Source organism: Sphingomonas sp. PP-CC-3A-396, assembly GCF_004343105.1.
Classification (GTDB): domain Bacteria; phylum Pseudomonadota; class Alphaproteobacteria; order Sphingomonadales; family Sphingomonadaceae; genus Sphingomonas.
This window is the reverse complement of sequence record NZ_SLYF01000001.1, coordinates 250,780-264,762: the sequence shown is the minus strand read 5'-3', so window position 1 is coordinate 264,762 and position 13,983 is coordinate 250,780. Positions and strand designations below refer to the sequence as shown.

Annotated in this window: 14 protein-coding genes; 13 read left to right on the top strand and 1 reads right to left on the bottom strand. The window is 66.9% G+C overall.

Translation table 11 applies throughout. The annotated features are described in order from the left end of the window. The first annotated feature begins 73 nt into the window (after positions 1-73). The 6 genes from ptsP to C8J40_RS01220 all read left to right on the top strand — a co-directional run bounded on the left by ptsP (position 74) and on the right by C8J40_RS01220 (position 8,110). Entirely contained in the window at positions 74-2,347 is a 2,274-nt protein-coding gene (ptsP, locus tag C8J40_RS01245) for a phosphoenolpyruvate--protein phosphotransferase (protein ID WP_132895451.1), read from the top strand. A 108-nt stretch (positions 2,348-2,455) separates the two neighbouring features. Further along, entirely contained in the window at positions 2,456-3,418 is a 963-nt protein-coding gene (locus C8J40_RS01240; RefSeq protein ID WP_132895450.1) for a helix-turn-helix domain-containing protein, read from the top strand. Positions 3,419-3,514: 96 nt separating this feature from the next. Then, positions 3,515-4,435 carry a tetratricopeptide repeat protein gene (locus C8J40_RS01235; protein ID WP_132895449.1) on the top strand — a complete coding sequence of 307 codons (921 nt, stop codon included), beginning with the start codon at positions 3,515-3,517 and terminating at the stop codon, positions 4,433-4,435. A 179-nt stretch (positions 4,436-4,614) separates the two neighbouring features. Next, entirely contained in the window at positions 4,615-5,580 is a 966-nt protein-coding gene (gene tilS / locus C8J40_RS01230; RefSeq protein WP_132895448.1) for a tRNA lysidine(34) synthetase TilS, read from the top strand. A gap of 100 nt (positions 5,581-5,680) precedes the next feature. Next, positions 5,681-7,669, top strand: coding sequence for an ATP-dependent zinc metalloprotease FtsH (ftsH, locus tag C8J40_RS01225; protein ID WP_132895447.1), 1,989 nt, complete (start codon positions 5,681-5,683; stop codon positions 7,667-7,669). Between the two features lie 63 nt (positions 7,670-7,732). Then, positions 7,733-8,110, top strand: coding sequence for a hypothetical protein (locus C8J40_RS01220; protein ID WP_243693156.1), 378 nt, complete (start codon positions 7,733-7,735; stop codon positions 8,108-8,110). 157 nt (positions 8,111-8,267) lie between these two features. Here C8J40_RS01220 and C8J40_RS01215 read toward each other — a convergent pair whose 3' ends face one another. After that, positions 8,268-9,377: a DUF3667 domain-containing protein gene (locus C8J40_RS01215; RefSeq protein WP_132895446.1), complete on the bottom strand. Its 1,110-nt coding sequence runs from the start codon at positions 9,375-9,377 to the stop codon at positions 8,268-8,270. A 77-nt stretch (positions 9,378-9,454) separates the two neighbouring features. On the opposite strand from C8J40_RS01215, the gene C8J40_RS01210 reads away from it, so the two are divergent. The 7 genes from C8J40_RS01210 to C8J40_RS01185 are packed head-to-tail and all read left to right on the top strand — an operon-like array spanning position 9,455 to position 13,932. After that, entirely contained in the window at positions 9,455-10,717 is a 1,263-nt protein-coding gene (locus C8J40_RS01210) for a glutamate-5-semialdehyde dehydrogenase (protein ID WP_132895445.1), read from the top strand. Between the two features lie 31 nt (positions 10,718-10,748). Next, entirely contained in the window at positions 10,749-11,003 is a 255-nt protein-coding gene (locus C8J40_RS20130; RefSeq protein WP_165886464.1) for a hypothetical protein, read from the top strand. Next, the gene (locus tag C8J40_RS20125) at positions 11,000-11,284 is read left to right on the top strand and encodes a type II toxin-antitoxin system RelE/ParE family toxin (RefSeq protein WP_165911334.1); all 285 of its coding nucleotides are present in this window, start codon (positions 11,000-11,002) and stop codon (positions 11,282-11,284) included. Before C8J40_RS20130 ends, C8J40_RS20125 begins: the two co-directional genes overlap by 4 nt. Continuing rightward, positions 11,281-11,895: a nicotinate-nucleotide adenylyltransferase gene (locus C8J40_RS01200; protein WP_132895443.1), complete on the top strand. Its 615-nt coding sequence runs from the start codon at positions 11,281-11,283 to the stop codon at positions 11,893-11,895. The genes C8J40_RS20125 and C8J40_RS01200 overlap by 4 nt, the downstream gene beginning before the upstream one ends. Position 11,896: 1 nt before the next feature. Next, complete coding sequence (rsfS, locus tag C8J40_RS01195) at positions 11,897-12,304, top strand: ribosome silencing factor (RefSeq protein ID WP_131583613.1); 408 nt, start codon at positions 11,897-11,899, stop codon at positions 12,302-12,304. Between the two features lie 29 nt (positions 12,305-12,333). Continuing rightward, positions 12,334-12,756, top strand: coding sequence for a 23S rRNA (pseudouridine(1915)-N(3))-methyltransferase RlmH (locus tag C8J40_RS01190; RefSeq protein ID WP_132895442.1), 423 nt, complete (start codon positions 12,334-12,336; stop codon positions 12,754-12,756). A gap of 3 nt (positions 12,757-12,759) precedes the next feature. Continuing rightward, the gene (locus C8J40_RS01185) at positions 12,760-13,932 is read left to right on the top strand and encodes a peptidoglycan DD-metalloendopeptidase family protein (RefSeq protein ID WP_132895441.1); all 1,173 of its coding nucleotides are present in this window, start codon (positions 12,760-12,762) and stop codon (positions 13,930-13,932) included. Positions 13,933-13,983: the final 51 nt, after the last annotated feature.

Genomic DNA, 13,983 nt, shown 5'->3' with positions numbered 1-13,983 from the left:
GATCGATCGAACTTGGGTGCGACACTGCTTTTGTTGCGTGGCACCCAAGCGCTTCATCTGATAGCCAACCCGAATGCCCCTTTCGGCCGCCGCCTCCGCCCGCGAAATCCTCACCAGCCTTCACGACGTGATGGCCTCGCGCACGTCCGCGCAAGCCAAGCTCAACGCCGTCGTCGGCATCATCGCCACCGCGATCGACAGCGAAGTTTGCTCGATCTACCTGTTGCGCGAAGGTGTCCTCGAACTGTTCGCGACCCGCGGCCTCGACCAGGCCGCCGTCCACGTCACCAAGCTCGCGCTTGGCGAGGGCCTCGTCGGCACGATCGCCGAGGATGTCGAGGTGCTGAACCTCGACGAAGCCGCGAGCCACCCCGATTTCGCCTACAAGCCCGAGACCGGCGAGGACCGCTTCCACAGCTTCGCGGGCGTGCCGATCATCCGCCGCGAGCGCTCCGTGGGGGTCCTGGCCGTCCAGCACACCGATCGTCGCAAATATGCCGACGTAGAGATCGAGGCGTTGCAGACCGTCGCGATGGTGCTGTCCGAACTCATCGCCAATGCGGGGCTCATCGATACCACCGGCGGTGGCGCAGATCGGCCGCAGTCGACCGCGGCGATGCGGATTCCCGGCCAGAAACTCGTCGACGGCATGGCTGCGGGCTGCGCGGTCTATCACCAGCCGCGCATCCATATCGAGCACACCGTCGCCGAAGACACCGACGCCGAGCGCCACCGCGTCTATGCGGCGTTCGACAAGATGCGCGAAGGCATCGACCGGATGACGCGCGAGGCCGAGTTCGGCGTCGGCGGCGAGCATGTCGAGGTGCTCCAGACCTACAAGATGTTCGCCTATGACGAGGGCTGGGCGCGGCGCATCAACGAAGCGATCGACTCCGGCCTCACCGCCGAGGCGGCGATCGAGCGCGTCCAGCAACGCACCCGCCAGCGCATGCGCCAGATCGACGATCCATTGCTCGCCGACCGGATGCACGATCTGGAGGACCTGTCGAACCGGCTGCTCCGCATCGTCTCGGGCCAGATGGGCACCGCCGCGCAGATGGGCCTTCGCCAGGACACGATCCTGATCGCGCGCAATCTCGGCCCCGCCGAACTGCTCGAATACGACAAGCGGCGGCTGAAGGGCGTGATCTTGGAAGAGGGCTCGCTGACCGCGCACGTCACGATCGTCGCCCGCGCGATGGGCGTGCCCGTGCTCGGCCGCGTCCGCGACATCCGCCGACTGGTGGCGGAGGGCGACATGCTGTTGCTCGACAGCGCCGAGAGCAACGTCTTCGCGCGGCCCTCCGCGGCGATGGAGGAGGCGTTCGAGGCCCGCCTCGCGATGCGCCAGAAGCGCAAGGCGGCGTTCGCGGCGCTGCGCGACGTGCCGCCGATCACCAAGGACGGCCACCGCCTGACGTTGATGGTGAACGCCGGGCTCCGTGATGACGTGGCTGCGCTCGACGTGACCGGCGCAGACGGGATCGGCCTGTTTCGTACCGAATTCCAGTTCCTCGTCTCCGCCACGCTGCCGCAGCGCGAGCGCCAGCACCGGCTGTACCGCGAGGTGCTCGACGCGGCCGGCGATCGGCCAGTGATCTTCCGCACGGTCGACATCGGTGGCGACAAGGCGCTGCCGTATCTCAACAAGGAAGACGCCGACGAAGAGAACCCGGCGATGGGCTGGCGTGCGCTGCGCCTCGGCCTGGAGCGCGACGGGTTGATGAAGGTGCAGGCGCGCGCGCTGCTGGAAGCGGCGGCGGGGCGTACGCTCAACGTGATGTTCCCGATGGTCAGCGAGCCGTGGGAGTTCGACGAGGCGCGTGCGCTGTTCGAGGCGCAGCGTCATTGGCTGGAGGGCAGGGGGCGTAAGCTGCCGCTCGCGATCCGCTACGGCGCAATGCTCGAGGTGCCGGCGCTGGCCGAGATGCTCGACGTGCTGCTGCCGCGAATCGAGTTCCTGTCGATCGGTACCAACGATCTTACGCAGTTCCTGTTCGCCGCCGATCGCGCCAATCCCAAGCTCGCCGAGCGCTACGACTGGCTCAGCCCGTCGATCCTCCGCTTTATCGCGCGACTGGTGCCGCCGACGCGGGATGCGAAGGTCGATCTGGCTGTGTGCGGCGAGATGGGCGGGCGGCCGCTGGAGGCGATGGCGTTGATCGGGCTCGGGATCGAGCGATTGTCGATCACCCCCGCCGCGGTCGGTCCGATCAAGGCGATGACGCGCTCGCTCGATCGCGCCGCGCTGACCGCATACATGGCAGGGCTGCTGGCCAACCCGCCGCGCGACATGCGCGGCGCGCTGACCAACTGGGCGACCGAAAACGGCGTGGAAATCGTCTGATCGGCGGAAAGCTGCGGTTAAGACGCGCGGTGCGTTGACACGGCTTGGGGCCTCTGAAAGACGGGTGACATGGCGGGCAACGCCACGCGCCCGTGTTCGGAGACAAGAATGGACGAGGTCGAAACCGGCCAGAACGCAGCACCCGCTCAACCAGAGCGTGCTGGCGACATTCTCCGTAAAGCCCGCGAGGCGCAGGGCCTGACCGTTGCGGATATCGCGACGCGCACGCGTGTGCCGTTGCGTCATCTCGAGGCGATCGAGGCATCCGATTATTCCACGCTGCCGTCGTCGACCTATGCGGTCGGGTTCAGCCGCGCCTATGCGCGCGCGATGGGCATCGACGAGGTGCAGATCGCGAACGTCGTCCGCGGCGAGGTCGCGAAACTCGGTCGCAAGACGCCCGAATACGAACCGTATGAGATGACCGATCCGTCGCGCGTCCCCTCGCGCGGGCTGGCGATCGTCGCGCTGGGGCTCGCGATCGCGGTGCTGGTGCTGGTCGGGCTGTGGTACGGCACGGACATGTTCCGCGGAACGAGCACTTCGTCGACCGCGACGCCGGTTGCCGAAGTTGCACCGAACCCCGCCGCCCAGACCGCGCAACCGGTGCCGGCGCCCGCCACGCTGGCCAACGGGCAGGTCACGCTGACCGCCTCTGACGAGGTGTGGATGCGCGTCTACGATGCCGACAACAAGACGCTGTACCTCGGCACGATGAAGCCGGGTGAGAAGTTCGACGTGCCCAAGGATGCGAAGGACCCGATGATCAACATCGGGCGTGCGGACAAGCTGGCGGTGACTCTCAACGGCGCGGCCGCGCCGGCGCTCGGTACGGGCGAGCGCGCGATCAAGGACGTCCGGATCGGTGCACCGGCGATCGCCGCGCGGATCGCGGGCACGCCCGAGCCGCAGGCCACGCCGACCGCGTCTGCTCCGTCGTCTGCGAACGCCGAGCGGCCGCGCGCCAGCCGTCCGCGTACGCCGCGTCGTCCACTCAGCGAGACGCAGCGTGCCAATCTGGACGCCGCCGCCAATCCGCCACCCGCCGCTACGGCAACGCCGAATCCGTGAAAACCTGCGGGCATCGCCAGCGCCTTAAGGCTGGCGACAGGATGGGTAGTGCAGCTATACCCGGACGATTAACCAATCCACCGGGGGGTGTGGCCAATGCGTAAGTCTATTCTGATCGGCGTCTGCCTCGCGGCGCTGTTGCCCGCCGCCGTGCAAGCCCAAAATGTCGAGGGCCGCGTCGGCAAGCTCGAAAGCGAAATGCGCGCGGTGCAGCGGAAGGTCTTCCCCGGTGGCGCGGGCCAGATGCTCCAGCCCGAGGTGCGCGCGCCGCAAAGCGAGCAGGGCCCCGGACCCGGCTCGCCTGCGACAAGTGCGCTCGCCGACGTGAACCAGCGCGTCACGTCGCTGGAACAGCAGATGACCTCGCTCACCGAGCAGATCGAGCAGAACCAGAACCGCACCCGCCAGTTGCAGGACGCGTTCGACAATTACCGCCGTTCGAACGACGCGCGGATGAAGACGATCGAGACCGGTCCCACGCCGATCGCGGCGGGGGCAGGTGGCCCGATCGAGTCCGATGATCAGTCGAGCGACGGTCCTTCGCGCCCGACGACGCGCCCCGAGGCGGCGTCCAGGCCGACCACCCCGGCACCGACCAAGGTTTCGGTCGAGAAGCCGTCGACCGGCGATCCGGCGGAAGACGAGTATATGTACGGCTACCGCCTGTGGGCGGCCAAGCAATATCCGCAGGCCGAGGCGCAGCTGAAGAAGGTCGTTGCCGACTATCCGAAGAGCAAGCGTGCCAGCTATGCGCAGAACCTGCTCGGCCGGTCGTATCTGGACGAGGGCAAGCCAAGCCTCGCGTCGATGGCGTTCTATGACAATTACAAGAAGATGCCCGAGGGCGAGCGCGCGCCGGACAGCCTGCTGTATCTCGGCCAGGCACTGACCAAGCTCAACAAGCCGGCGGATGCGTGCAAGGTGTATGACGAGCTGAACGACGTCTACGGCGCCAAAATGGCGGCGGCGATGAAGGGGCAGGTTGCCGCCGGGCGCAGCGCGGCGAAGTGCAAGTAAGCAGGTCCATCGATGAATACCGGTCCCTCTGAAATCCTCCCCTGCAAGGGGAGGTGGCAGTCCGTCGGGCTGACGGAGGGGTATCGCGCCATCGAGAGCGGATCACCCCTCCGTCTGGCAAGCGCCAGCCAACTCCCCTTGCAGGGGAGGATCAGCATCCTCGCCACGGTCCCCACCGCATGACCGAAGAAGGACGCCGCTTCGCCGCCGACTTCGCGCGCCTTGCAAGCGACATCACCAACCCGCTGTTCGCCGTCTCCGGCGGCCCCGACAGCATGGCGATGCTCACCCTCGCGCACGAAGCTCTCCCTCCCGGCTTCACGGTCGCGAGCATCGATCACCGCCTCCGCGCCGAAGCGGTGGAGGAGTCCGCGATGGTCGCCGCGCATTGCGCAACGCTCGGCATTCTCCACGCGACGCTCGCCCCCAGCGAACCGATCACCGGCGCCAGCATCCAGGCGCAGGCCCGCACCACGCGCTACGCCCTTCTAACCGACCACGCCCGCGAGATCGGGGCAGGGGCGCTCGTCACTGGCCATCACGCCGACGACCAGGCCGAGACCTTCCTCATGCGCGCCGCTCGGGGGTCAGGGCTATCCGGTCTCGCCGGTGTCAGAGCCCGCACCGAAGTCCACGGCGTCACGGTCATCCGCCCCTTGCTCGACTGGCGCCGTGCCGAACTCCGCGCGATCGTCCGCCGTGCTGAAGTGCCTTTCTTCGACGATCCCTCGAACCACGACGACCGCCACGATCGCACCCGTTTTCGCCGGTTGCTCGGCGAGAACGAATGGCTCGGCACGCCCAACCTCGCGCGCGCCGCCGCCGCGCTCGCCGAGACCGACACCGACGTCCGCGCAATGGTCGACTGGATCTGGACCGAACGCGCCAAGGTTGGCGGCTGCGAAGTGAAGCTCGCGGTCGAGAAGCTGCCTCGCGAAATCCTCCGCCGCCTCGCGCGCCGGGCGATCGGCACGGTCCGCAAAGACGCCGGCATCGTCGCACCCGAATGGACCGAGGCGGCCAACATCGAGAAGCTGCTCGACTCGCTGATGGCCGGCAAACGCACCACGCAGGCCGGGATCATTGCCAGCGTCCGCGGCGACGTCTGGCGGTTCCGCGAAGCCCCACCGCGCAGAACCGCGTAACGTGCCGGTCCGTTCACACTGATCAACGCAAGTCGCGCGTTGTTCCATTGCCATTAACCTGCGCACGCTTATCTTGTGCGGTGAAAGGTATCGTGCACCCATGAGCGACAACGACAACCGCGGTCAGAAGCCCCAGGGCCCCGGAAACGGCGGCCCCGAAAATGGCGGCGGCAATCCTTGGATGAAGAGCCTGTTGATCTGGGTCGGCATCCTGCTCGCGCTGGCGCTGTTTGTGACCATGTTCGACGGCCGCACCGCGGCGTCGGGTGGCAACACGATTGCGTATTCGGCGTTCCTCGACAAGGTCGACGAGGGCACCGTCAAGGACGTCAACATCTCGCGCGATATCATCTCGGGGACACTGACCTCGGGCGAGAAGTTCAAGTCGTACCCCATCCCGGATTCGACGCTCGTGCCGAAGTTGCGCGAGAAGGGTGTCTCGATCAGCGCCAAGCCCGAAGAGGGCCCGTCGATGCTGGCGCTGCTGCTGTACCAGTCGCTGCCGTTCCTGCTGTTCCTCGGCATCGCGTTCTTCGTCCTGAAGCAGATGCAGAAGAACTCTGGTTCCGGCGCGATGGGCTTCGGCAAAAGCCGGGCTAAGATGCTGACGCAGAAGGAAGGCAAGGTCACCTTTCAGGATGTCGCCGGTATCGATGAGGCTCGCGAAGAGCTGGAAGAGATCGTCGAGTTCCTGAAGGATCCGACCAAGTTCGCTCGGCTCGGCGGCAAGATTCCCAAGGGCGCGCTGCTGGTCGGCTCGCCCGGTACCGGCAAGACGCTGCTTGCCCGCGCGATCGCGGGTGAAGCCGGCGTGCCGTTCTTCACCATCTCGGGTTCGGACTTCGTCGAGATGTTCGTCGGCGTCGGTGCGAGCCGCGTCCGCGACATGTTCGAGCAGGCGAAGAAGTCCGCACCGTGCATCGTCTTCATCGATGAAATCGATGCTGTGGGTCGTCATCGCGGCGCCGGTCTCGGCAACGGCAATGACGAGCGCGAGCAGACGCTGAACCAGCTGCTGGTCGAGATGGACGGCTTCGAGGCGAACGAAGGCATCATCATCATCGCCGCGACCAACCGTCCCGACGTGCTTGATCCTGCTCTGTTGCGTCCAGGCCGTTTCGACCGCCAGGTGACCGTGCCGCGGCCGGATATCGAGGGTCGTATCAAGATCCTCGAAGTGCACATGAAGAAGGTGCCGCTCGCACCCGACGTCGACGCCCGCGTCATCGCTCGCGGTACGCCCGGCTTCTCGGGTGCGGATCTCGCCAACCTCGTCAACGAAGCGGCGCTGCATGCGGCGCGCAAGGGCAAGCGCTTGGTGGCGATGGCCGAGTTCGAGGAGGCCAAGGACAAGGTCATGATGGGCGCAGAGCGTCGCAGCATGGTCATGACCGACGACGAGAAGCGGATGACCGCATATCACGAGGCCGGCCATGCCGTCGTCGCGATGCATGAGGCTGCGTCGGATCCGATCCACAAGGCGACGATCATTCCGCGCGGTCGTGCGCTGGGCATGGTGATGCGTCTGCCGGAGCGCGACTCGTACAGCTATCACCGCGACAAGATGTACGCGAACCTCGCAGTGTCGATGGGCGGCCGAGTCGCCGAGGAAGTCATCTTCGGCTACGACAAGGTTTCGAGCGGCGCCTCGGGCGACATCCAATACGCCACGGGTCTGGCACGCGACATGGTCACGCGTTGGGGCATGTCGGACAAGGTCGGCCCGCTCGAGTACGGCGAGCCCGAAGGCGAGTCGTTCCTCGGCTACTCATCGAGCCGTCCGTCGCGCATGTCGAACCAGACCGCGCAGTTGATCGACGACGAGATCAAGCGGATCGTCGAAGGTGGTCTCGACCGCGCCAAGCAGGTGTTGAGCGATCACGTCGACCAGCTCCACACCGTGGCCGGTGCGTTGCTCGAATTCGAGACGCTGACTGGCGACGAGATCAAGAAGCTGATCGCCGGCGAGGATCTCGATCGTCCGGATCCGGGTGCTAAGGCGTCGACCGTCCCGCGTGCGGGTACGTCGATCCCGAAGACGCGGCGTCCGTCTGGTCCGTTCGGTACGCCAACCCCTTTGGGGGCGTGATCCGGTTCACCGGGCAGTCACCTAAGTAGCTCTATGGGCGGTCTTTTCTCGGAAAGGCCGCCCATGTTGTATTCGCGTTCCAAGGCTGTAGTCACAGCGCTGCTGATGGTCGGCGTGGCGATGCCGGCGAGCGCGGCGATGACCGTCGGCACCTTCCTGGCGCGCGCCAACGCGCTGCGCGACCAGGGTCCGATGGCGCTGATGTCCCCCGACCTTCCTGCGCTGAAGGCCGAAGCCAAGGCCGCGACCAATCAACTCAAAGCAGACCGCGCCGCCCGGGCTGCGGCAGGCAAGCCACCGATCGCCTGCGTTCCGGAGGGCGAGTCGGTCGGCATCATGGACATGCTCGACGGCTTGAACGAACTCCCCGCTAGCTACCAGAAACGTCCCCTGAAAGATGGCTACGCGCGCGTCCTGGCGAACCTGTACCCCTGCCGCTGAGGCTCCTGCGGCCTGCTAGCTACCCACATACAGTCGTCACCCCAGCGACAGCTGGGGTCTCCCGGTTGGAGAGTGCGCGGCCGACACAATGATATCCCAGCTTTCGCTGGGATGACGGAAGGGGCGGGGATGCTGAGATGCAAACGTTATGGCCTCCCTAATCCGTCAGCCCATGCAGCAACAGCAGCACGATAAACGCCAGCAACGTCGTGAACGCGAACGTCAGCAGCGCCACCGTCCGCCACGCCGCCGACCGCTTCCGTAACTCATACGCACCGCGAAGCTGCGCGAACATATGCACTGGAGGCACGCATATCGCCGCCATCACGATCCAGCCCTCGGCCACCCCGATCACCCCCGCGACGATCAGCACGATCGTCAACAGCATCATGAACGCCAGCGAATAGGTCACGAAGATCGCGTGATCGTACAGGTGATGCTGCCGCCGCCACAGGAACAGGAGCGCCATGAACGGCACGGAGAGCGGAATGAGCCCCCAACTGTATTTGTAGGCGCTGGTCTGCAATTTGTAGAGCATCAGCCCTGGATTGCCGTTCGCCTTCGCAATGCCGTGATCGAGCCGTTCCCAACCGGTCTGGAAGTCGCCAAGATCGACGACCGTGCCGTAGGTGATGCCGTTCTGCATATCCGCCGCCACGCCGAGCGCGCGAACGGTAGTACGAAGCGCGCTTGCCTGCTGGTCGAGGGCCGCGATCGAGTCTCCCGAATAGGTCGCACCCGCCTTCACTGCTGCCGCCTTTTGCGCCTCGATCTTGTCGAGTGCCACGCGCGCCTTCGCCGCCTCGACCGCATAATCCGACGTCTTCCCGGAGTGTTTGTCCTGGAGGAAGTCCTTGGTCATTTCCCCGCCGACCGCACCGATCGTCGCGAACATCAGGAAGACGGTGAATAGGAACAGCGCGAGCGGCGACACGAACCGCGCCCGCTCGCCGTTGACGTAGCGCCGCGTCAGCATCCCCGGATGCAGGATTAACAGCGGCAAGGTCCGCCAGATCTTGCCTTCGAAGTGGAATACCCCGTGTGCGATCTCATGCCCGATACCGTCGAGCGAACGGTGGACGTGCGCCGATTGGCCGCAGGCGTGGCAATGCTCGCCCAGCAATCGGGTCCCGCAATTGAGACAAAGCGCGCCCTCCGGACCGTAGCCGGTATGCGCACCATGGGCGCCCCCCGCCCTCGGCTCGAACGCGCGCCCGACTAGGGCACCCGTGGCGATGTCCGCCGCTGCTCCGATATCTCCGGTCATGAATCCCCCTGTAATATCGGTAGCGTAACGAGTTCGCGGCGTTGGCGCGAGGGGCTTCGCATGCTACCGCGCGGACCATGGCCGATGCAGAAAATCCGACCGAAATGATCGCCGAAATGGGGCGCCGCGCGCGGTCTGCCGCGCTGGTGCTGGCGTCGATGCCGTCAGCGCGGAAGGCTGCGGCGCTGGCGTTGGCGGCGGAGTCTATCCGGGCAGCATCGGCGACGATCGTTGCGGCGAACGCGGAGGACATGACGCGTGCGGCGGACGCTGGTCTGTCCGGCGCACTGCTGGATCGGCTGCGGCTGGACGAGGCGCGCGTGGCGGCGATGGCGGACGGCGTGGCGGCGGTGGCGGCGCTCGCGGATCCCGTCGGGCAGTTGATCGACTCCAGCGACCGTCCCAACGGCCTGAAGCTCTCACGCGTCCGCGTACCGATCGGCGTCATCGGCATCATCTACGAGAGCCGCCCGAACGTCACCGCGGACGCTGCGGCGCTATGTGTAATGGCCGGCAACGCAGCGATCCTGCGCGGCGGGTCCGAGGCGGTGAAGAGCAACCGCGCGATCCATGCGGCTCTGGTCGAGGGCCTAAAAGCGGGAGGCATACCAGTCGAGGCGGTGCAACTCGTGCCGACCACCGATCGCGCGGCTGTCGGCGCAATGCTCAGGGCTGACGGGGTGATTGACCTTATCATCCCTCGCGGCGGCAAGAGCCTCGTCGCACGCGTCCAGGCCGAAGCACGCGTGCCCGTCCTCGCGCATCTCGACGGCATCAACCACGTCTATGTCGATGCCTCCGCGGACGCGGCAATGGCCAAGGCGGTGGTGGCGGATGCCAAGATGCGCCGCACCGGCGTTTGCGGCTCGATGGAAACCCTGCTGATCGACCGGGACTACGCGGATGCAGCCGCCTTGATCCAAAGTCTCTCATCAACGGGCTGCGAAGTCCGCGGCGACGCAAGTGCACGCGCGCTCGTCCCTGAGATCGCCGCCGCCGACGCAGCCGACTGGGACACCGAATATCTCGACGCGATCGCCTCGGTCGCGATCGTCGACGGCTTGGACGCGGCGGTCGCGCACATCGCCCGCCACGGCTCGCACCATACCGACGCGATCGTCGCCGAAGATGCCGGGATCGCCGAGCGTTTCCTGATCACCGTCGACAGCGCGATCGTCCTCTGGAACGCCTCTACCCAGTTCGCCGACGGCGGCGAGTTCGGCCTCGGCGCGGAGATCGGCATCGCCACCGGCCGCCTCCACGCCCGCGGCCCGGTCGCGCTCGAAGGCCTCACCACCTACAAATGGATCGGCCGCGGCACCGGCCAGGTGCGCGGTTGATTGTGATGCTCAAGGGGCATACCCTCCCGGCATGAAGACGTCCGAACCTCTGACCATCGACCTGGATGCGGAGACACTTGCATCGTTGCAGGCCGCCTCGGTTTGGCGTGGGATGTCGGTGACCGACTATGTGAAGTCGGTCGTAGAGACTGCAACGCGGAAGGACGGCGAACTCGCGGCCCTCGTCCAGGAGGGCCTCGACGATATCGATGCCGGACGCGTCTACACGCAGGAACAGGTCGAAGCCTGGTTCGAGGCGCGGCACCGCGACATAGCGGCCGAGTGACGCGTAGTATCTGGTCTGCCTCGGCACTTGCGGACCTGGGTGATATCGACCGCTATTTTCAGGACCGTTCACCGGACTTCGCGCGCAGGGTCGGCGCAAGCGCTATCGACGCTGCCCGGCTGTTGGCCGACAGTCCTTATCTTGGGCCGGCGTTCGCAGGCGAAATCCGGAAATGGTCCATTCGTGGCACGGAATACTTCATCCTCTATCGTCCCGTGCCGGACGGCGTCGATATCGTTCGCGTGATGCATTCGCGCCGCGACACGCCACACGAATCATGACCCACGTCGGCATCCTTGGCGGGTCGTTCAATCCCGCGCACCGCGGCCACCGCGGCATAACGCTGGCCGCAATCGACGCGCTCGCGCTCGACGAGGCGTGGTGGCTGGTATCGCCCGGCAACCCACTCAAGGACGCGGCCAACGACATGGCACCGCTCCCCGCACGTCTCGCCTCCGCGCACGCGATGGCCCGCCGTGCGCCGATCCGTGCGACCGATATCGAGGCGCGGCTCCACACCCGCTACACGCTCGACACGATCCGCAAGCTTAAGCGGCGCTACCCGAAAATCCGCTTCATCTGGCTGATGGGCGCGGACAATCTTGCCGACTTCCACCGCTGGAAGAACTGGCGCCAGATCGCCCGAGAGGTTCCGATTGCGGTAATCGCGCGTCCGGGATATGACGGTCGCGCCCTCGCGGCCCCCGCGATGGGTTGGCTGCGGCGCTTCCAACGGCGCACAGACCATGCGAAGAGCTGGACGACGTGGAGATTGCCGGCCCTCGTGCTGTTGCGCTTCCGACCCGACCCGACCTCCGCAACCGGCCTGCGCGCCAAAAATCCCGACTGGGTTCAGCATTTTGCTGGCTCAGTAGTCTTACCCAGGAGCTGACTTGGCCACTTCCCCTACTGCCCCTCGCGCGACCGACCCCGAAGAGGTTGAGGCGCTGCATCGCCTGATCCTCGCGTCGCTCGACGACGACCAGGCGGTCGAGACCATCTCGATCCCGCTCGCGGGCAAGACCAGCATCGCCGATTACATGGTGATCGCCAGCGGTCGTTCGACTCGCCAGGTCGCCTCGATGGCACAGAAGCTGGCCGAGCGGATCAAGGCCGAGTTCAAGCGTCCGGTGAAGATCGAGGGGCTCCCCACGGCTGACTGGGTGCTGATCGACGCGACCGACGTCATCGTCCACCTGTTCCGCCCGGAAGTCCGCAGCTTCTACAATCTGGAGCGGATGTGGGCATTTGGCGACGCACCGACGCCGCCACCAGTGCCGACCTTCACCGACGAAGACTAACCGACCCAGAAGCGGCCCCAGGTCCGATCATGCTGCTCCACATCGTCGCCCGTGGTCGGATCGGGCGCTCGCCCGAGGCCGACCTCGTCGACCGTTATCTGAAGCGGATCGTCTGGCCGACCAAGGTCAGCGAGCTCCCAGACACCGGCGGCAAGATCCCGCTGGTCGGCGAGCAGACCAAGCGCATCCTGCTCGACGAGAAGGGCGAGACGCTGTCGTCGACGCAGTTCGCGCGACACCTCGAGCGGTGGCGCGACGACGGCGTGCGCGAGGCGCGGTTCATGATCGGCGCCGCCGACGGCTTCGACGACGCGGCGCGCGACGAGGCCGACCTGCTGTTCTCGTTCGGCCGCGCGACCTGGCCGCATCTGCTCGCCCGCGCGATGCTCGCCGAGCAGCTCTTCCGCGCCACCAGCATCCTTGCCAATCACCCGTATCACCGCGAAGGGTGATGCATGAGGGCAGGGGGCGTCTTGGCGATCGCGGCGCTGTTCGCGGCGGCGGGCGTAACCGCACAGACTGACGCGCCCGAGCTGGCGACCGAGCAGCAACGCCTGGTTACGGCGAAACGCGACGCCGCGCTCGCCGCCGCCCGCGCCGCCAAGCTCGCCGCTGCGGCCACGCAGGAGCGCAACGCCGCCGACAAGGCGCGCCGGGAAGAGCAGGCGCTCGCTGCGCGCGTGACCGCCGCCGAAGCGAACCTAGCCACCGCCAGTGCGCGCGTAACGCTGGTCGAGCGCCTGCTGTCCGATCAACGCGCCAAGCTCGGTCGCGCGCAAGCCCCGGTCGCACGGTTGCTCGCCTCGCTGGAGTCGCTCGCCCGCCGCCCCACAATCGTCGCAGTCGCTCAGCCGGGATCGGTAGACGACCTCGTCCACGTTCGCGCCGTGCTCGGCAGCGCGCTCCCCGTGGTCCGCCAGCGTACCGAAGCGGTCCGTGTCGAGCTCGCCGAAACGCGTCGCCTGCAAGCCAGCGCCACGCTGGCCGCCAAAGCGCTCGCCGACGGCCGCGCGCGCCTGGAGAACGATCGCATCGCGCTGGCCACCTTGGAGGCGCGCCATCGCCAGCGCAGCCAGTCGCTCGGCCGCGGCGCGCTCAGCGAGTCCGATCGCGCGCTGGCGCTTGGCGAACGCGCGCGGGATCTGGTCGACGGTATGACCGCCACGACCAACGCCAAGGTGACCGCGGCCAGCCTGATCGCGCTCGCCGGTCCGATCCCCCGCCCGATCGCGCCCGGCACGACGCCCCCGGCGCCCCCGCGCGGCGTATACCGCACACCGGTAGCGGGCAGGCTCGTCACCGGCTTCGACGAGGTTTCGGACTCTGGCGTCCGATCGCGCGGGGTGACCTTTGCCGCCGCCCCCCGCGCGCGCGTCGTCGCGCCCGCCGCAGGGACGATCCGCTACGCGCGTCGTTTCCGCGATTACGGCGTCATCGTCATTATCGACCACGCTGACGGTTGGACGAGCCTCGTCACCGGGCTCGCTGCAACCGCGGCCAAACCCGGAGACCGCGTCGCGATGGGCGCGCCGCTTGGCATCGCGCCCGGCGAAGACCCGCGCATCACCGTCGAACTCCGCCGTCAAGGTCGCCCGGTCGATGTCGCCGCGTTGATAGGATCGCGCTGATTAGCTGATAGAACGGGCGGCCATGCTCCGATCCTACCCCGCCAGGGGGAG

Coding starts and splice junctions, on each gene's coding strand:
- C8J40_RS20130 (WP_165886464.1), top strand. CDS start 10,749: ATGAAGACGTCCGAACCTCTGACCATCGACCTGGATGCGGAGACACTT.
- ftsH (WP_132895447.1), top strand. CDS start 5,681: ATGAGCGACAACGACAACCGCGGTCAGAAGCCCCAGGGCCCCGGAAAC.
- C8J40_RS01210 (WP_132895445.1), top strand. CDS start 9,455: ATGGCCGATGCAGAAAATCCGACCGAAATGATCGCCGAAATGGGGCGC.
- tilS (WP_132895448.1), top strand. CDS start 4,615: ATGACCGAAGAAGGACGCCGCTTCGCCGCCGACTTCGCGCGCCTTGCA.
- C8J40_RS01220 (WP_243693156.1), top strand. CDS start 7,733: ATGTTGTATTCGCGTTCCAAGGCTGTAGTCACAGCGCTGCTGATGGTC.
- C8J40_RS01235 (WP_132895449.1), top strand. CDS start 3,515: ATGCGTAAGTCTATTCTGATCGGCGTCTGCCTCGCGGCGCTGTTGCCC.
- C8J40_RS01240 (WP_132895450.1), top strand. CDS start 2,456: ATGGACGAGGTCGAAACCGGCCAGAACGCAGCACCCGCTCAACCAGAG.
- C8J40_RS01215 (WP_132895446.1), bottom strand. CDS start 9,377: ATGACCGGAGATATCGGAGCAGCGGCGGACATCGCCACGGGTGCCCTA.
- ptsP (WP_132895451.1), top strand. CDS start 74: ATGCCCCTTTCGGCCGCCGCCTCCGCCCGCGAAATCCTCACCAGCCTT.
- C8J40_RS01190 (WP_132895442.1), top strand. CDS start 12,334: ATGCTGCTCCACATCGTCGCCCGTGGTCGGATCGGGCGCTCGCCCGAG.
- C8J40_RS01200 (WP_132895443.1), top strand. CDS start 11,281: ATGACCCACGTCGGCATCCTTGGCGGGTCGTTCAATCCCGCGCACCGC.
- C8J40_RS01185 (WP_132895441.1), top strand. CDS start 12,760: ATGAGGGCAGGGGGCGTCTTGGCGATCGCGGCGCTGTTCGCGGCGGCG.